Origin of the sequence: Streptomyces sp. 378, from assembly GCF_030124145.1 — a bacterium.
In the GTDB taxonomy this organism is placed as follows: domain Bacteria; phylum Actinomycetota; class Actinomycetes; order Streptomycetales; family Streptomycetaceae; genus Streptomyces.
Genome location: NZ_JASKMS010000017.1, coordinates 88584 through 105733 on the forward strand (window position 1 = coordinate 88584; position 17150 = coordinate 105733).

The window sequence follows — 17150 nt, forward strand, 5'->3', positions numbered from 1 at the left end:
ATCCGACGCGCCGATTTCTCATCCGCCGTTCAGAAAACCCGCCTCGTACGCCGCGATCACCGCCTGTGTGCGGTCCCGGGTGCCGGTCTTGGCCAGCACCGCCGCGACGTGCGACTTCACGGTGGCCGGGCCGACCTCCATACGGCGCGCGATCTCCGCGTTGGTCAGCCCCTCCGCCATGTGCCGCAGCACCTCCCGCTCGCGCCCGGTGAGCTTCGCCACCCACGCGGGCGGTGCCGGGTGCGCGCGGGCGTGCTCGGTCGCCAGGGTGCGGACGGCCGCCGGGAAGAGCAGGCTGTCACTGCGCGCGACGAGCCGGACCGCCTGCACGAGCGCGTCGGCGTCCGCCCGCTTCAGCAGGAACCCGGCGGCTCCGGCGCGCAGGGCGTCGTACACGTAGGAGTCGTTCTCGAAGGTCGTCACGACGACGATCCGGGGCGGCTCGTCCAGGGTGGCGAGGATCCGCTCGGTGGCGCGGATCCCGTCGACCTCCGGCATCCGGACGTCCATGAGGACGACGTCCGGCCGCAGCTCCCGGACGACCGACACGGCCTCCGCGCCGGTGGCCGCCTCGCCCACCACCTCCAGGTCCGGCTCCGCGGAGAGGATGGCGCGCAGCGCGGTGCGCACCATGCGCTCGTCGTCGGCGAGGACGACACGGACGGTGGCCGGACGGATCACAGGGGTCCCTTCATCGGCAGGCGGGCGTGCAGCCGCCAGGTCTGCGCCGGGGTCGGTCCGGCCGTGGCGGTGCCGCCCAGCAGCCTGGCCCGGTCGGCGATCCCACGCAGCCCGTGGCCGCCGCCGGTGCGGGAGGGCGCCGGGCCGGTCACGGGATTCTCCACGGTGATCTCCAGGTCCCCGTCCGCCACCGCGATCCACACCTCGACGGCGGCCCGCTCACCGGCGTGCTTGAGGGCGTTGCTCAGTCCCTCCTGCACGATGCGGTAGGCCTCGCGGGACAGCAGCGGGGGCAGCGCCTCCGGGTCGGCGCCCACGGCGGCGGTCACGCGCCGTCCGCCCGCCCGGGTGCGTCGCAGCAGCCCGTCGAGGTCGGCGGCGAGGGTGGGTGCCGGGGCCGTGCCGGGGGCGTCGCCGTCGCGCAACACGCCCAGGACGGCGTCGAGTTCACCGACCGTGCGCCGGGTGGTGTCCTCGATCGCGGCGAGGGCCTCGCGGACGAAGGCGGGGTCGGAGTCGAGGACCCGGCGGGCCGCGCTCGCCTGGAGGGTGACCGCGGACAGGGCGTGGCCGACACTGTCGTGCAGTTCCCGCGCCAGCCGGTTGCGCACCGCGAGGTCGGCGGCGCGGGCCTCGGCGGCCACGAGCCGCTCCCTCGGCGTGGGGCCGAGCAGCAGGGGCGCCCAGCGGGCCAGCAGCGCGCCGCACCCGGCCGCGCAGCCGGCGAGGGCGATCAGCGACGCCACGCCGGCGACCGGGGCCAGCGCCAGGACCCAGGTGTGGTCGAAGGCCTCGGGCAGCCCGAGCCGGCTGTCGCGCAGTCCCGCGAGGACCGGCAGCACGATCAGCGCGGCGGCGAACGGCGGCAGCGCCAGCGACATCCCCGCGATGATGCCGCCGAACCCGAGATGCAGCGTGAACCAGGCCGCGGTCCGGCCCTTCTCGCCCCGCGTCCCGGCCGGTCCGAACGCGAGCCGGTCCTCGTCCACACCGCACAGCCAGCGCACGGCGGCGGACTCCAGCGGCCGGGTGAGCGGGAACAGCGAGGTGACGGCCGCGAGCGGCAGGCCGACGCCGAACGAGGCCAGCTGGAGGGGGAAGGAGTCGAACACGTCCGTGGCGCCGATGGCCGGAGCGATGATCACCGAGCCGACGAGGACGTACGGCACGGCCAGCGCACCGCCGAGGATCAGATGGATCCAGCGCAGGCGCGCCCGCCGGCCGAACAGCGACCTGCCGACCGCGCTCACACCGCCCGCCGCGCGCCCGCGGCCGAACGCTCCGCCAGGTGGTAGGCGCCGATGGCGGCGACGAGGAGGCCCACGAGCATCTGGCCAGCGTAGGCGAGGTTCATCGACGGGGTGGGGCGGTCGGCGAGGTCCGCCGCACCCCCGACGGAGGCCAGCGACAGCCAGCCGCCCCAGCAGACCACGGCACTCGACCCCACCCAGGCGAGACCGAGCGGCACCGGCACGGGCAGCGCCCGGCCGCGCCGGAACGCCATCAGCACGGCACCGGTGACCGCCGCGAGGAGGAACACGACGTACAGCGCCTCCAGGACGTGGAAGTCACCGCCCCGGTCCGCGGCCCGGCCCTCGCCGAGCCCGGCGGAGACACCGCAGGCCCAGAGGGCGTGGAGCGTGAGCGGCGGCAGGGCGAGCACGGCGGCGGCCACCGCGAGCACCCGGTGGGCCGGGCCGAGGGCACCGACGGGCAGGTCCCCCACCCGCCCGCGCCACACGTGCCCCCAGCGGTCCCGCGCGTAGAGCACGAACAGGCCCCCCAGCGCGAGCCCTTGCGCGATGAACCCCGTGTACACGACGGCGAACACCCACGCGTGGAGGAAGGCCTCCCGGTCCGCCGACGAGCCGCCCCCTCCGCCGAACGCCCTCGCCACCAGCTGCGCCGGGAACCCGGCCATGATCGGTGCGAGCAACCCGGTGGCGACCCACACGGGGAACGCGAGCAGCCACGCGGGCAATCGCAGCCCCCACGGCCGGGTCAGCACCAGCGCGAGCACGATCACCGCGCTGTCCAGCAGCATCGACAGCCCGTTGACGACGGCCATGGTCAGGTGGTCGTCCAGCAGCGGGCTCCCCTCGGGAATCCCGAGGTGACTCCCGGCGATCCAGGCGGCCTTGAGAGCGAGGTAGGGCACGCAGGAGACCACGGCGACGGCACGGAGGACCCGCCGGGGGCGGTCGGCACGGACGGCGGGGCCGGGAGCGGCGGGGGGAGCGATCGACTGCGTCATGCGATCAGGCTCCCGCGGGGCGGGTCCCCGGCACCTCCTGCCCGGCGACGATCCGCCTCCGCCGGACGGGGGAGAACCGTGGGGGCCGCTCAGCCCTCCAGGATCAGCACCGTCTCGTCGATCTCGGCACCCCGGGCCGTGGCGTACCCCCGGGCCGCCGCCGCCACCCGGAAGCCGCACTTCTCCAGCACGCGCAGCGACCCCGTGTTGTCCGACGCCGCCCGTGCGTACAGCGGGCGCTCGGGCACCTCGGCGAGCAGCGCCCGCAGGGCCCGGGTGGCGATGCCCTTGCCCCAGTACGCGCGGTCGATCCAGTACGTCACCTCGCGCTCGCCCGGCACTCCGTACACCGCCGCGCTGCCCACCACGTCACCGTCGGCCAGGACGGTGCGGGCGACGATGTCGGGCGAGGAGCGCTGCCGGGACCAGCGGGCGTCGAAGGCGGCCCGGTCGGCCGGATCCTCCGGGGTGAAGGCCGCCATGCTCAGGGACTCGGGGTCGTTCATCTGCCGGAAGAAGACCGGCAGATCGCTGTCATGGACCGGGCGCAGCTCGACGTTCATGCCTCAGAGCCTACGGGTGGCCAGTGTCAGCCGGTCCCGCGCGTCGAAGAGGGCGTCCTTCACCAGCTGTTCGTGCGCCGGGGTCAACCGTGCCACCGGCACCGAGCAGCTGATCGCGTCGCGCGCCGGTGTGCGGTAGGGGATGGCCACGCCGAAGCAGCGCAGCCCCAGGGTGTTCTCCTCGCGGTCCACGGCGAAGCCCTGCTCCCGCACCTGGCGCAGCTCCTCGATGAGCCTCTCCCGGTCGGTGATCGTGTGCTCGGTCAGCGCGGGCAGCGTCTCCGGGAGCATCTTGCGGACCTGCTCGTCCGAATAGGTGCTCAGCAGCGCCTTGCCGAGGGACGTGGAGTGCGCGGGCAGCCGGCGGCCGACCCGGGTGAAGGGGCGCAGGTAGTGCTGGGACTGGCGGGTGGCCAGGTAGACGACGTTGGTGCCGTCGAGGCGGGCGAGGTGGATCGTCTCGGTCGTGTCGTCCGAGAGCCGGTCCAGCGTCGGGCGGGCCGCCGCGACGACCTCGTCGCCGTCGATGTACGACGTGCCCACCAGCAGGGCCCGCACGCCGATGCCGTACCGCGTGCCGGTCGCGTCCGTCTCCACCCAGCCCAGCTCGACCAGGGTGCGCAGCAGCATGTAGAGGCTGGACTTGGGATACCCGACGGCCTCCTGGACCGCCGCGAGGGAGTGCATGCCGGGGCGCCCGGCGAAGTATTCGAGCAGTTCAACCGTTCGTACCGCGGACTTGACCTGCGCCCCGCCGCCCGTCTCGCCAGCCGACATCGCCCTTGACCCCTTCGTTGGACGGGAAATAGTCTCCCCAGCATATTCATCATCAGAGACGGCGTTCAGTATATCGAACGTCCCTGGTGGATGACCCAAGTACTGCGGCATGACATGTGTGGAGGGACCCGCGGTGGCAGCAGCACCAGTCTGGAGTGTCGACCCCCGAACCGGGAAGCAGCGTGAACAGGTTGCGGTGGAGGCCACAGCCCAGGAGGTGGACGCCGCCGTCCGCGCCGCGCACGAGGCACGCGGCGCCCTGGCCGACCGCACGGTCCGCGCGGCCTTCCTGCGCACCGCCGCCGAGGAGCTTCAGGCGGCCAAGGACGGCCTCGTCGAGACCGCCGACGCCGAGACCGCGCTCGGCCCGGTCCGGCTGACCGGCGAGCTCGCCCGCACCTGCTACCAGCTGCGCGCCTTCGCGGACATCGTGGACGAGGGCGCCTTCCTCGACGTCGTCATCAACCACCCCGACGACACTGCGACCCCGCCGATCCCGGACCTGCGCCGCTACAAGGTGGCGCTGGGCGTCGTCGCCGTCTACTCGGCGTCGAACTTCCCCTTCGCCTTCTCGGTCGCGGGCGGCGACACCGCGAGTGCCCTCGCGGCCGGCTGCCCGGTCGTCGTCAAGTCCCACCCGGACCACCCGGGCCTGTCCGAGTACGTCGCCAAGGTGCTGCGCCGCGCCGCCGCCCGGCACGACATCCCCGAGGGCGTCGTGGGCCTGGTCCACGGCTTCGAGGCGGGCGTCGAGCTGATCAAGCACCCGCTGGTCGCGGCGGCGGGCTTCACCGGTTCCGTGCGCGGCGGCCGGGCCCTCTTCGACGCGGCGGCCGCCCGCCCGGTCCCGATCCCCTTCCACGGCGAGCTGGGCTCCCTGAACCCGGTCGTCGTCACCGAGGCCGCGGCCGCCGAGCGGGCCGAGGCGATCGGCACGGGCCTCGCCGGCTCGATGACGCTGGGCGTCGGCCAGTTCTGCGTGAAGCCGGGCCTCGTCCTCGCGCCGGCCGGTGCCGCCGGGGACGCCCTGCTGAAGTCCCTGACCGACGCCGTCAGCGACACCGACGCCGGGGTCCTGCTCGACCACCGGATGCGTGACAACTTCGTCGCGGGCGTCGCCGAGCGGGCCGGACTGCCCGACGTCGAGTCCCCCGTCACCCCGGGCGCGGGCGGCGAGCACACCGTCAGCGCGGGCTTCCTCACGGTGCCGGCGAGCAGGCTGGCCGCCGAGGGCGAGCACGACCTGCTTCTGGAGGAGTGCTTCGGGCCGGTCACCGTGGTGGCCCGCTACGAGGACGAGACCGAGGTGAAGGCGGTGCTGTCGCGGCTGCCGGGCAACCTCACGGCGACGGTGCAGCTGTCCGAGGAGGAGGCGGCGGGCCAGGGCCGCGGCGCCGAGATCCTCGCCGAGCTGACGCCGCTGGCGGGGCGCGTGCTGGTGAACGGCTGGCCGACGGGTGTCGCCGTCGCGCCGGCCCAGCACCACGGTGGTCCGTACCCGGCCACGACGTCGACGTCCACGTCGGTGGGCGGGACGGCGATCGAGCGGTGGATGCGGCCTGTTGCCTACCAGAACGCGCCCGGGGCGCTGCTGCCGGCCGAGTTGCGGGACGAGAATCCGCTGGGGCTGCCTCGTCGGTTCAACGGGCGCCTGGAGCGTTGACGCCGTAGGGGCGCGGTGAGCTCCGGGCCGCGGGTCGTTCGTGGTTGATCGCGCCCACGTGGCGGAGCCGCAAATTGACACAGTCCCGCGCCCCTTGGGGGCGGAGCTGGAAGAGTGAGCCGAATGGATCTCGAATTTCCCGAACTTCCGTTCCCGCTGCGCACTTACGGGCCCGACGGTCATTGGTCCTACGAGAACGGCGTGCTCACCGGGTGGGCCGTGGCGCGGCAGGACCGGTTCGTTCCGCCCACCGACGAGGGGCTGGACCCCGCCTCCGACGCGCCCCGGCTGCTCGGGGCGCCCGAGGGCGACTTCCAGCTGATCGCCAAGGTCACCGTCGGGTTCGGCGCGGCCTTCGATGCCGGTGTGCTCTACGTGCACGTGGGGGAGCGGGCCTGGGCCAAGCTCTGCCTGGAGTACTCCCCGGACGTCCCCACCGTCTGCACGGTGGTGACCCGGGGGCACTCCGACGACGCCAACTCCTTCACCGTCGACGGCAGTTCCGTCTGGCTCCGGGTGAGCCGCACCGGCCGCGCCTTCGCCTTCCACGCCTCCCACGACGGTGAACGCTGGGTCTTCGTCCGTCTCTTCACCCTCGCCGGCGAGAAGGAGACGGAGGCGGCCCTGGTCGGCTTCATGACCCAGTCCCCGATGGGCGAGGGCTGCGTGGTGACGTACGACCACATCGAGTTCAGGCCGTCCTGGCCGAAGGATCTGCGCGACGGCAGCTGAGGCCGGGCCGGGAACCGCCGTCCCGTGCGATCGCGTCATCGGTTCCATGATCAGGGACCGAGTGACTCCAGGCCGAGTGATCCGTACCGTCCTGCCCGCCGAGGTGGCGGACGTCGTCGCGCTGCACGCGCGGGCCCGGGCGACGTACTACCCCGGCGGGCTGCCGCAGGACGGCACCGACTGGACCGCCTCCTGGCGCGGCGCCCTCACCCGGCCCGACGGGCGGGTGCTGTGCGTCGTGGAGGCGGGCCGCATCATCGGCCTGGCCTCCTTCCGCGTCCCCGAGGACGCACCGGCGGACACGGTGAAGCTGTTCCAGTTCCACGTCGACCCCGGCCACTGGCGTCGCGGTGTCGGCGCCGCGCTGCACGCGGCCTGCGTCGAGGAGTGGCGGGCCGACGGCCGTCGGGAGGCCGTCCTGGACGTGCACGTGGACAACCGGCGGGCCCAGGGGTTCTACCGGCGGCTGGGCTGGGTCCCGGAGGCGGCCGGCCCGGGGGACCACCATGTGCGGATGCGGTACGCCCTGCCCGGGGAATGAACCCCGCTGCTTGAACGTTCATGCACTTGGCGGAGGGAGTCTCCGTACCGTACGACCTGGAGAGAGCCGAGACATGCGCGTCGAGATCTGGAGCGACATCGCCTGCCCCTGGTGCTACGTGGGCAAGGCCCGCTTCGAGAAGGCGCTGCGGGACTTCCCGTACCGCGACGAGGTCGAGGTGGTGCACCGCTCCTTCGAGCTGGACCCGGGCCGCGCCAAGGACGACATCCAGCCCGTGATCACGATGCTCACCAAGAAGTACGGGATGAGCGCCGCTCAGGCGGAGGCCGGGGAGGACAACCTCGGGGCCCAGGCCGCCGCCGAGGGTCTCGACTACCGCACCCGGGGCCGCGACCACGGCAGCACCTTCGACATGCACCGCCTGCTGCACCTCGCGAAGGAGCAGGGCCGCCAGGAGAAGCTCCTCGACCTGCTCTACCGGGCCAACTTCGCCGAGGAGCGCTCCGTCTTCGACGACGACGAGCGGCTGGTGGAACTCGCCTCGGCCGCGGGGCTGGACGCCGAGGCCGTGCGCGCGGTGCTCGCCGACCCGGTCGCGTACGCCGACGAGGTGCGTGCCGACGAGCGCGAGGCCGCGCAGCTCGGAGCGAACGGCGTGCCGTTCTTCGTCCTCGACCGGAAGTACGGCGTCTCCGGCGCCCAGCCCGCCGAGGTGTTCGTCCGGGCCCTCACCCAGGCGTACGGCGAGCGCTCGGCCCTCAAGATCGTCGAGAGCGGCGACGCCGACGGCGCGGACGCCTGCGGACCGGACGGCTGCGCCGTGCCCCAGCCCTGAAAGGCCCAGCTCGGAGCGCATCCATAAGCGCTCCTTGGCCGCATCACGCAGAAATCGGCAATGGACGGGGAGATCCCGGGGACGCAGAGTGGTTGCATGGAGACCTTCGAGAACCTCGTCCGTGCCGAGTTCACCCCGAAGCACACCTTCCTCAACACCGCGAGCAACGGGCTGCTGCCCGCCCGCACCGTCAGCGCCGTGCAGCAGGCGGTGCGGATGCGCGCCGAGGGCACGCCCCTGGGTCCCCTGTACGAGGACGTGGAGGCCGCCCGCGCGTCCTTCGCCCGGCTGGCCGGCGTGCCCGCCGAGCGGGTCGCGACCGGGGCCTCGGTCGCCGAGTACGGCGGGCTGATCGCCGCGTCCCTGCCCGCCGGAGCCGAAGTCCTCACGGCGGAGGGCGACTTCTCCTCGCTGGTGAACCCGTTCCACACGCGCGGCGACCTCAAGGTGCGGGCCGTGCCGCTGGAGCGGATCGCCGAGTCCGTCCGCCCCGGCACCGCGCTCGTCGCGGTCAGCGCCGCCCAGTCCGCCGACGGCCGCCTCGCCGACCTGCCGGCCGTGCGCGAGGCCGCCCGGGCGCACGGCGCCCGCACCTACGTCGACGCCTCCCAGTCGGCCGGCTGGCTGCCGATCGAGGCCGACGCCGACGACTTCCTCGCCGCCGTCGGCTTCAAGTGGCTGCTGGGCCCGCACGGCGCCTCGTTCTTCGTCGCCCCGCGGGACTTCGGCGGGCTCACGCCGCTGCTCGCCGGCTGGGTCGCCGGGGAACGCCCCTGGGACAGCTGCTACGGCCCGGTCGAGGAACTCGCCCACTCCGCGCGGCGGTTCGACGTCAGCCCCGCCCTGTTCACCTACGCCGGGCTGCGGGCCTCGCTGGAACTGCTCGAAGAGATCGGCGTCGACGTCGTGCACGCCCACGACGTCGGCCTCGCGGACCGCTTCCGCGCCGGACTCGCCGGGCTGGGACACGAGCCGGTGCCCGCGCCGGGCTCGGCCATCGTGTCGGTGCCGGGGCTCGGCCACCGGCAGGGCGAACTGAGCCGGGCGGGCATCGAGGTCTCCGACCGGGCCGGGAACCTGCGGGCCGCGTTCCACCTCTACAACACGCCCGCGGACGTGGACCGGCTTCTGGAGATCCTCGCCGCATGACACAACCGGGTGGGGCCTCCCGTCCCACACGAGGAGGCCCCACCCGGCAGCTCTGTCACACGGTCACTTCACCGCTGTCACGCGGTCACTTCACCGGCGTGAAGTCCCGCGCCCCGATGCCGTGTCCTCCGGGGGACGACCCCCGGACCCCCGGCAGAGGAGCGGTCACTTCACCGGCGTGAAGTCCCGCGCCCCTATGCCGTGTCCTCCGGGGGACGCTCCCCGGACCCCCGGCAGAGGAGCGGTCACTTCACCGGCGTGAAGTCCCGCGCCCCTATGCCGTGTCCTCCGGGGGACGCTCCCCGGACCCCCGGCAGAGGAGCGGTCACTTCACCGGCGTGAAGTCCCGCGCCCCGATGAACTCCGGTCGCCGCACCGGGGCCGCGAACGGTTCCACCGCCGTGTTCTCCACGCTGTTGAACACGATGAACACGTTGCTGCGCGGGAACGGCGTGATGTTGTCGCCGGATCCGTGCATGCAGTTGCAGTCGAACCAGGTCGCCGAACCGGCCTTGCCCGTGAACAGCTTGATGCCGTGCTGCGAGGCCAGCTGGGTCAGCGCCTCGTCCGAGGGCGTGCCCGCGTCCTGCATCTGCAGCGACTTCTTGTAGTTGTCCTTGGGCGTGGCCCCCGCGCACCCGAGGAACGTCTTGTGCGACCCCGGCATGATCATGAGCCCGCCGTTGGTGTCGTGGTTCTCGGTCAGCGCGATCGAGACCGACACCGTGCGCATCCGCGGCAGACCGTCCTCGGCGTGCCACGTCTCGAAGTCCGAGTGCCAGTAGAAGCCACTGGCGCCGAACCCCGGCTTGACGTTGATCCGCGACTGGTGGACGTACACGTCCGAGCCGAGGATCTGCCGCGCCCGGCCGACGACCCGCTCGTCACGGACCAGCCGGGCGAACACCTCGCTGATCTTGTGCACCTCGAAGACCGAGCGGATCTCCTTGGACTGCGGCTCGACGATCGACCGCTCGTCCGCACGGATGTCCGGGTCGGTGACCAGCCGGTTCAGCTCGTCCCGGTACACGGCGACCTCGTCCGGGCCGATGAGCTCGTCGATGGCCAGGAAACCGTCGCGCTCGAAGGACAGCAGGTCGGCCGGCGCGACCGGGCCCGGGGCGTCGGGGGCGCCCCAGACGACCGGGTCCTGACGCGGCGTGAGCACCTCGGTGGCGCCGCGACTGGGATAGAGGTCGGTGATACCGGTGGTGGTCTCGGTGATGGCGGTCATGGAAACGTCACACCTCCTCGGTGAGCAGCGGGTAGACGCCGTTCTCGTCGTGGTCCTCGCGTCCGGTCACGGGCGGGTTGAACACGCAGAGGCAGCGGAAGTCCTTCTTGACCCGCAGCGTGTGCCTCTCGTGCCCGTCCAGGAGGTACATGGTGCCGGGCGTGATGGTGTGCGTCTGCCCGGTCTCGTGGTCGGTCAGCTCGGCCTCGCCCTCCACGCAGACGACGGCCTCGACGTGGTTCGCGTACCACATCGACGTCTCCGTACCCGCGTACAGGACCGTCTCGTGCAGGGAGAAGCCGACCTTCTCCTTGGCGAGGACGATGCGCTTGCTCTCCCACGTGCCGGACGCCGCCTTCACGTGCCGGTCGGTACCTTCGATCTCCTTGAACGAACGGACAATCACGGTGCTGCGATGCCTCCTAGATGGGTGGTGCTCTCGGTTCGGTGTCAGGCGGTCTCTCGGACGGCGCGGGCCAGCGTGCTCAGGCCCTCGTCCAGTTCCTCCGGCGTGATGGTGAGGGCCGGAAGCAGCTTCACGACCTCGCTCTCCGGGCCGGACGTCTCGATGAGCAGTCCGAGCTCGAAGGCGCGCTTGGCGACCTTGCCGGCGCGTGCCTTGTCGTGGAACTCCAGGCCCCACACCAGGCCGCGGCCCCGGTACTCCTTCACGTCGGCCAGGTTCTCCTCGGTGATGGAGATCATGGCCTGCTCGACCTGTTCACCGCGCTTGCGGGTCTGCTTCTCCATCGCGGAACCGTCGGCCCAGTACGTCTCCAGGGTCGCGGTGGCCGTGACGAACGCGGGGTTGTTGCCGCGGAAGGTGCCGTTGTGCTCGCCGGGCTCCCAGACGTCGAGCTCGGGCTTGAACAGGCACAGCGACATGGGCAGGCCGTAGCCGCTGATCGACTTGGAGACGGTGACGATGTCCGGCGTGATGCCCGCCTCCTCGAAGGAGAAGAACGCGCCGGTACGGCCGCAGCCCATCTGGATGTCGTCGACGATCAGCAGCATGTCCTGCCGCTCGCACAGCTCGGACAGGGCGCGCAGCCACTCGGGCCGGGCCACGTTGATGCCGCCCTCGCCCTGCACGGTCTCGACGATCACGGCGGCGGGCTTGTTGAGGCCCGAGCCCTGGTCCTCCAGGAGCCGCTCGAACCACAGGAAGTCCTCGACCGTGCCGTCGAAGTAGTTGTCGAACGGCATCGGGGTGCCGTGCACCAGCGGGATGCCGGCGCCGGCGCGCTTGAAGGCGTTGCCGGTCACGGCCAGCGAGCCCAGCGACATGCCGTGGAAGGCGTTGGTGAACGACACGATCGACTCGCGTCCCTTCACCTTCCGCGCCAGCTTCAGCGCGGCTTCCACGGCGTTGGTGCCGGTCGGGCCGGGGAACATGACCTTGTACGGCAGGTCACGCGGGCGCAGCAGCAGGTTCTGGAAGGCCTCCAGGAACGTGCGCTTGGCGGTGGTCGACATGTCGAGCCCGTGCGTGACGCCGTCCCGCTCCAGGTAGTCGATCAGCGCGCGTTTCAGGACCGGGTTGTTGTGGCCGTAGTTCAGTGACCCGGCTCCTGCGAAGAAGTCGAGGTACTCATGACCGTCCTCGTCGTACATGCGGCTGCCCACCGCACGGTCGAAGACGGTGGGCCAGCCGCGGCAGTAGCTGCGCACCTCGGACTCGACGGTCTCGAAGACGCTCAGGTCGGGCTGGGTGATGGTCACGACGAATCGCTCCTCGGTACGTGGGGGAAGTCTGTGGGAGTGGGGCGGCGCGGGAAGTCTCAGTGGGGCAGGGGGCCGATGCGGTACAGCACCTCCGCGTCGTGCGGCCCGTCGGGGAACAGGCCCGCGTCGAACAGCACCTCTCGCTCCAGCCGCGCGCCGTGACGCTCGGCGAACGAGGTGAACAGGCGCTCCGAGGCGGTGTTGCCCGGGGTGATGGTGGTCTCCACCGTCGTCACCTCTCGCTCGGTCACGGTCCGCGCGACCAGACCGTCGAGCAGCGCGGCGGCCAGTCCGCGCCCGCGGTGGGCCTCGTCCACGGCCACCTGCCAGACCAGCAGGGTGCGCGGGCTGTCCGGCCGCACGTACCCGGTGATGAAACCCATCGGCTCGCCGCGCTCGTCACGGGCCACAGCCGATGTGGCGGCGAAGTCGCGGCACCACAGCAGATAGCTGTAGGACGAGTTCACGTCGAGAACCTTCGAGTCCTTCGCCATCCGCCAGAGTGCGGCTCCGTCAGCCACCGTGGGGCGGTCGATTTGCGGATCTGCTTGTACGGCAGTCATACGAAATGAACTTACCCAGCGAAATTCGAAATTGCATCGCCGATGAGGGTTACATATGAGCCACGTCTGTGTTATCACGCGAGCGCGAGGATCCACTCGACGAGGGGGAGGAATGCCCGATATTGACCGGTAATTACCGGTCAAATCGGTCACCATGTGTAACGCGTCACAGGTGTGCAACCCGCACGAGACCTGCCGCAATTGCGCCGCCGAGTGCCCCTGAAATCCGTGCGTTTAGGACCGGCGAAAGCGGGCAGGAGAAGACGGGAAGCTGTTCTCGAAAGAATTGCCAATTGTGTGTCAGCTTACATGTGGGATGTATCGGAAAGCGCGTGGAATTCAGGCCCCGGTCACTCCGTCGATACGTTCCCGCAAGAGATCGGCGTGACCGTTGTGCCGCGCGTACTCCTCGATCATGTGAATGAGGACCCAGCGCAGACTGACCTCCATGCCGGGCACCGGCCCCTCGGCGACCCGCCCGAGGTGCTCCAGCGGCAGCCCGGCGCACAGCTCCCGCCCCCGCGCGATCTCCCGCCGCCAGATCCCGAGTGCCTCGTCGAGCCCCCGCGCCGGATCCAGCGTGTAGCCGGTCGCGTCCTCGAACACGGGCGGTACGGCCAGCCCGCCGGCCACCCGCTGGAACCAGTTCCGCTCGACCTCGGCGAGATGCTGCACCAGCCCGAGCAGCGTCAGCGACGACGGCTCGGCCGCCGCCACCCGCACCTGAGCGTCGTCCAGCCCGGCACACTTCAGCGCCAGAGTGGCCCGGTGGAAGTCCAGCCAGCTCTCGAGCATGGCCCGCTCGTCACCGGTGAGGTGGGGGACGGGGCGGCCGTCGGGAAGGGCGGGGGCGTCAGCGGGTGTGTCGGCGGTCATTCGGGGAGCATGACACGGGGCGCCGACCCGGTGCCCGGACGCCCGATGCCTTTCGGCCGGGGACTACCGCCACGCCTCCTCGGCGGCCCGCAGCGCGCCCTCCACGTCGACCGGCAGCCCCTGCTCGGAGAGCGCCACCCCCAAGGCCGCCAGACTCGCGCGCACGGCCCCGGGCGTCGCCTGCGCGCCGTAGTGGTTGACCCGGATCATCTCCTTGGCCAGCGCGCCTCCGCCCGCGGCCAGCGGCACCGCCGGATCCGCCGCCAGCGCCCGCCGGACGAGCTCCGACGCCACCAGCCCGGACGGCGCCCGCAGCGTCGTGGCGACGGGCGCCGCGTCCCGGGCCTCGTACACGTACGGCTCCAGCCCGCCACCGAGCGCGACCGACCCGGCCCGTGTCGCCGCCGCGGCGGAGGCGTGCCGGGCCATCACGGCCTCCAGCCCCGCCGTCTCGATCCGCTCCACACACGCCTCCAGAGCCAGCATCTCCAGCTGTGCGGGCGCGTGCGGCAGCGCCGTGCGGCCGCGGTCGATCCACCGCTCCTTCCAGTCGAGCAGCGACAGGTACGACCGGCGGGGCGCCTTCGGGTTCGCCGCCATGCGGGCCCAGGCCCGCTCGCTGACCGACACCGCCGACACCCCGGCCGGGCCGCCCATCGCCTTCTGCGCGCCGATCACGCACAGGTCCACGCCCCAGGCGTCCGGCAGCACCGGTTCGGCCCCGATCGACGCCACGGCGTCCAGGTAGAACAGCGCCCCGTGCGCCCGCACGCCCTCGCCGATCTCCGCGACCGGGTTGGTGTTGCCGGTCGCCGCCTCCGCGTGCACCAGGGACACGAAGTCGATGGCCGGGTGCTCGGCGAAGGCCTGCCGGATCTCCTCGGCCGTCACGGCCGTGTGGAAGGGCACCGCCAGGTCGATCACCGCGGCGCCGCAGTCCCGCAGCCAGTCGCCGAAGGTCTGGCCGTACGGCCCCGTGACGATGTTGAGCGCCGTGGTGCCCGGACCGGCCGCGGCACGGATCGCGCCCTCCAGCGGCAGCAGCGCCTCACCCTGCATGATCACGACGTCCTGCCGGGTGTCCATCAGCCGTGCGACACGGTCCTCGATCGCGGCGAAGCGGTCCGCGCCGAGCGGGGCCAGGTCCAGAAACGGATGCGTCACGGCAATGCTCTCTTCACTCACAGCAGGTTCGATCGCATCGAGGGTAACCGGCCGGCCTCACCCCCTCACGTGGCGAGTCCCGCGGACACCGGCCTCCGTCGAGGCCCGGCGGCCGGCTCACTAAGGTGCGGTACATGAGCGATCGCACGGTGCTGCACGTGAAGGGACGGGTGCTCGTCGGGCCCGAGGACGTCCGGGACGAACTGTGGGTGGTCGACGGCCGCGTCTCCTACGACCGTCCCGGCGGCGCCCACGACGTCCGCACCGTCGTCGGCTGGGCCCTGCCCGGCCTCGTCGACGCGCACTGCCACGTCGGACTCGACCGGCACGGCCCCGTCCCCGCGGACGTCGCCGAGAAGCAGGCCCTGACCGACCGGGACGCGGGCACGCTGCTCATCCGCGACGCCGGCTCGCCCTCCGACACCCGCTGGATCGACGACCGCGAGGATCTGCCGAAGATCATCCGTGCCGGGCGGCACATCGCCCGCACCCGCCGCTACATCCGCAACTACGCCTGGGAGATCGAGCCGGAGGACCTGGTGGCCTACGTCGCCCAGGAGGCCCGGCGCGGCGACGGCTGGGTCAAGCTGGTCGGCGACTGGATCGACCGCGACCTCGGCGACCTGTCGGCGTGCTGGCCCCGCGACGCCGTCGAGGCGGCCATCTCCGAGGCCCACCGCCTGGGAGCCCGCGTGACCGCGCACTGCTTCGCCGAGGACTCCCTGCGGGACCTCGTCGAGGCGGGCATCGACTGCATCGAACACGCGACGGGCCTGACCGAGGACCTCATCCCGCTGTTCGCCGAGCGGGGCGTGGCCATCGTGCCGACCCTGGTCAACATCGCCGGCTTCCCGCAGCTCGCCGAGGGCGGCGAGGCCCGGTTCCCGCGCTGGTCGGCCCATATGCGCCGACTCCACGAACGCCGCTACGACACCGTCCGGGGCGCCTACGACGCCGGGATCCCGGTCTTCGTCGGCACGGACGCCGGCGGCGGCCTCGCCCACGGCCTGGCCGCCGCCGAGGTCGCCGAACTGGTCACCGCCGGCATCCCGCCCGTCGAGGCCCTCGCCGCGGGCACCTGGACGGCCCGCGCCTGGCTCGGCCGCCCCGGCCTGGACGAGGGCGCCCCCGCCGACCTCGTCGTCTACGACGAGGACCCGCGTGCGGACGTACGCGTCCTGGCGTCGCCGCGCCGGGTGGTGCTGAACGGGCGCGTGGTCGGGTAGCCGGGAGGGTGACGGCGGGGAACGCCTGTGCCGTTCCGGACGGTCAAGGACTCCCACGGTCTTGCCACGTTGGAGTGAAGCGGCGTCAGATCACTCACGGTGTATGCGGCGCGAGACGAATGTTTCAGGGACCCGAGCCTGTCTCCCCTGGAGCCTCTACCGTGAACAGCACCTTCTTCCGTGTGCCCGCACGCCGTCTGGCGACCGTCGCGACGGTCATGGCCCTGGCCGCCGGGCCCGTGACACTGACCGGCGTGAGCCCGGCGTACGCCGTCGACGACCACGGCCGCGCGAGCGCGGTCACCCTGCGCACCGACTTGGACGTCTCCCTGCTGAACAAGTCGGTGAACGTCCCGCTCGCCGTCTCCCTCAACGAGGTCCAGGCTCCGCGGAGCGCCGAGGAGACCACACTGACGGCCCGGCTGGACGCGGTGAACGGCGGCCGGCCCTTCAGCGTGCTGCGCGCCGAGGTGGCTCAGGCGAGAGCCACGACGACCGCCACGAAGGCCGAGGCGGCCGCCACCCTGGCCCATGCCCGCCTGCACGTCCCCGGCCTGCCGCTGCTGGCGGTGATCGAGGTCGAGCAGATCACGTCCAAGGCCACCTGTGAGGTCGGGGAGGAGCCGGTCGCCACGACCGCCATTCCCGGCTCGGTGACCGTGCTCGGCGAGCGCGTGAACCTCACCGCCGAGGGTTCGGCGGACGTCACGGTGCCGGGCGTCGGCGAGGTGCGCCTGGATCTGTCGAGTACCCGGACGACGGCCCGTTCGGCCGCCGCCACCGCCCTCGAACTCAAGGTGTCGGTCAACCCGGGGAAGCTGAACGTCGCCGAGGTCGACGGCACGCTCACCCTGGCTGAGGCGGCCTGCAAGACGCCCGCGCCCGCCGCCGCACAGCCCGGGGCCGATGCGTCCGCCCCGCCGGCCGACGCACAGCCCGGGGCCGACGCACAGCCCGCGGCCGACGCACAGCCCGCGGCCGACGCACAGCCCGGGGCCGACGCGTCCGCCCCGCCGGCCGACGCCGAGCCGCAGGGAGCAGTCGCCGAGGAAAGGCTGGCCGAGACCGGCGGTGACTCGACGACGCCGTACCTCGTGGGCGGCGGGATCGCCCTGCTCGTGGCTGGCGGGGGAGTGACGGTGCTGGCCCGCCGCCGCGGCTGATCCCGCAGCCGGGGATGGCGGCGAGAAACTAGGAGGAGTCGGG

18 protein-coding genes are annotated in these 17150 nt (G+C 72.4%); 7 read left to right on the plus strand and 11 right to left on the minus strand.

Annotation, left to right across the window (positions count from 1 at the left end; all coding sequences use genetic code 11):
* Positions 1–18: 18 nt before the first annotated feature.
* From QNO09_RS22785 to QNO09_RS22805, 5 genes are all read right to left on the minus strand, one after another.
* The gene (locus QNO09_RS22785; protein WP_283972092.1) at positions 19–681 is read right to left on the minus strand and encodes a response regulator transcription factor; all 663 of its coding nucleotides are present in this window, start codon (positions 679–681) and stop codon (positions 19–21) included.
* Positions 678–1931, minus strand: coding sequence for a sensor histidine kinase (locus QNO09_RS22790; RefSeq protein ID WP_283972093.1), 1254 nt, complete (start codon positions 1929–1931; stop codon positions 678–680). The genes QNO09_RS22785 and QNO09_RS22790 overlap by 4 nt, the downstream gene beginning before the upstream one ends.
* Positions 1928–2935 carry a hypothetical protein gene (locus QNO09_RS22795; protein WP_283972094.1) on the minus strand — a complete coding sequence of 336 codons (1008 nt, stop codon included), beginning with the start codon at positions 2933–2935 and terminating at the stop codon, positions 1928–1930. The genes QNO09_RS22790 and QNO09_RS22795 overlap by 4 nt, the downstream gene beginning before the upstream one ends.
* Before the next feature lie 89 nt (positions 2936–3024).
* Positions 3025–3498: a GNAT family N-acetyltransferase gene (locus QNO09_RS22800; RefSeq protein ID WP_283972095.1), complete on the minus strand. Its 474-nt coding sequence runs from the start codon at positions 3496–3498 to the stop codon at positions 3025–3027.
* A 3-nt stretch (positions 3499–3501) separates the two neighbouring features.
* Positions 3502–4275 carry an IclR family transcriptional regulator gene (locus QNO09_RS22805; RefSeq protein ID WP_283972096.1) on the minus strand — a complete coding sequence of 258 codons (774 nt, stop codon included), beginning with the start codon at positions 4273–4275 and terminating at the stop codon, positions 3502–3504.
* Positions 4276–4408: 133 nt separating this feature from the next.
* On the opposite strand from QNO09_RS22805, the gene QNO09_RS22810 reads away from it, so the two are divergent.
* The 5 genes from QNO09_RS22810 to QNO09_RS22830 all read left to right on the plus strand — a co-directional run bounded on the left by QNO09_RS22810 (position 4409) and on the right by QNO09_RS22830 (position 9156).
* Positions 4409–5938, plus strand: a complete 1530-nt coding sequence (locus QNO09_RS22810) for an aldehyde dehydrogenase (NADP(+)) (RefSeq protein ID WP_283972097.1) — start codon at positions 4409–4411, stop codon at positions 5936–5938.
* Between the two features lie 123 nt (positions 5939–6061).
* Entirely contained in the window at positions 6062–6670 is a 609-nt protein-coding gene (locus tag QNO09_RS22815) for a DUF1349 domain-containing protein (RefSeq protein ID WP_283972098.1), read from the plus strand.
* 46 nt (positions 6671–6716) lie between these two features.
* Entirely contained in the window at positions 6717–7211 is a 495-nt protein-coding gene (locus QNO09_RS22820) for a GNAT family N-acetyltransferase (protein WP_283972099.1), read from the plus strand.
* Between the two features lie 73 nt (positions 7212–7284).
* Positions 7285–8007 carry a DsbA family oxidoreductase gene (locus QNO09_RS22825; protein WP_283972100.1) on the plus strand — a complete coding sequence of 241 codons (723 nt, stop codon included), beginning with the start codon at positions 7285–7287 and terminating at the stop codon, positions 8005–8007.
* Positions 8008–8103: 96 nt separating this feature from the next.
* Entirely contained in the window at positions 8104–9156 is a 1053-nt protein-coding gene (locus QNO09_RS22830) for an aminotransferase class V-fold PLP-dependent enzyme (protein ID WP_283972101.1), read from the plus strand.
* 325 nt (positions 9157–9481) lie between these two features.
* Here the strand turns inward: QNO09_RS22830 and thpD are convergent, their stop codons facing one another.
* The 6 genes from thpD to QNO09_RS22860 all read right to left on the minus strand — a co-directional run bounded on the left by thpD (position 9482) and on the right by QNO09_RS22860 (position 14718).
* Entirely contained in the window at positions 9482–10381 is a 900-nt protein-coding gene (gene thpD / locus QNO09_RS22835) for an ectoine hydroxylase (protein ID WP_283972185.1), read from the minus strand.
* Between the two features lie 16 nt (positions 10382–10397).
* The gene (locus QNO09_RS22840; protein ID WP_283972102.1) at positions 10398–10796 is read right to left on the minus strand and encodes an ectoine synthase; all 399 of its coding nucleotides are present in this window, start codon (positions 10794–10796) and stop codon (positions 10398–10400) included.
* Between the two features lie 44 nt (positions 10797–10840).
* Positions 10841–12112, minus strand: coding sequence for a diaminobutyrate--2-oxoglutarate transaminase (gene ectB, locus QNO09_RS22845; protein WP_283972103.1), 1272 nt, complete (start codon positions 12110–12112; stop codon positions 10841–10843).
* A 59-nt stretch (positions 12113–12171) separates the two neighbouring features.
* Positions 12172–12678: a diaminobutyrate acetyltransferase gene (ectA, locus tag QNO09_RS22850; RefSeq protein ID WP_283972104.1), complete on the minus strand. Its 507-nt coding sequence runs from the start codon at positions 12676–12678 to the stop codon at positions 12172–12174.
* Positions 12679–13017: 339 nt separating this feature from the next.
* The gene (locus QNO09_RS22855) at positions 13018–13554 is read right to left on the minus strand and encodes a DinB family protein (RefSeq protein WP_283972105.1); all 537 of its coding nucleotides are present in this window, start codon (positions 13552–13554) and stop codon (positions 13018–13020) included.
* Between the two features lie 63 nt (positions 13555–13617).
* Positions 13618–14718: a pyridoxal-phosphate-dependent aminotransferase family protein gene (locus QNO09_RS22860; RefSeq protein ID WP_283972106.1), complete on the minus strand. Its 1101-nt coding sequence runs from the start codon at positions 14716–14718 to the stop codon at positions 13618–13620.
* A 134-nt stretch (positions 14719–14852) separates the two neighbouring features.
* Here QNO09_RS22860 and QNO09_RS22865 point away from each other — a divergent pair, with 134 nt between their 5' ends.
* Together QNO09_RS22865 and QNO09_RS22870 are read left to right on the plus strand one after the other, a co-directional pair.
* Positions 14853–15944: an amidohydrolase family protein gene (locus QNO09_RS22865; protein WP_283972107.1), complete on the plus strand. Its 1092-nt coding sequence runs from the start codon at positions 14853–14855 to the stop codon at positions 15942–15944.
* 161 nt (positions 15945–16105) lie between these two features.
* Positions 16106–17107: an SCO1860 family LAETG-anchored protein gene (locus tag QNO09_RS22870; protein WP_283972108.1), complete on the plus strand. Its 1002-nt coding sequence runs from the start codon at positions 16106–16108 to the stop codon at positions 17105–17107.
* Positions 17108–17150 lie beyond the last annotated feature (43 nt).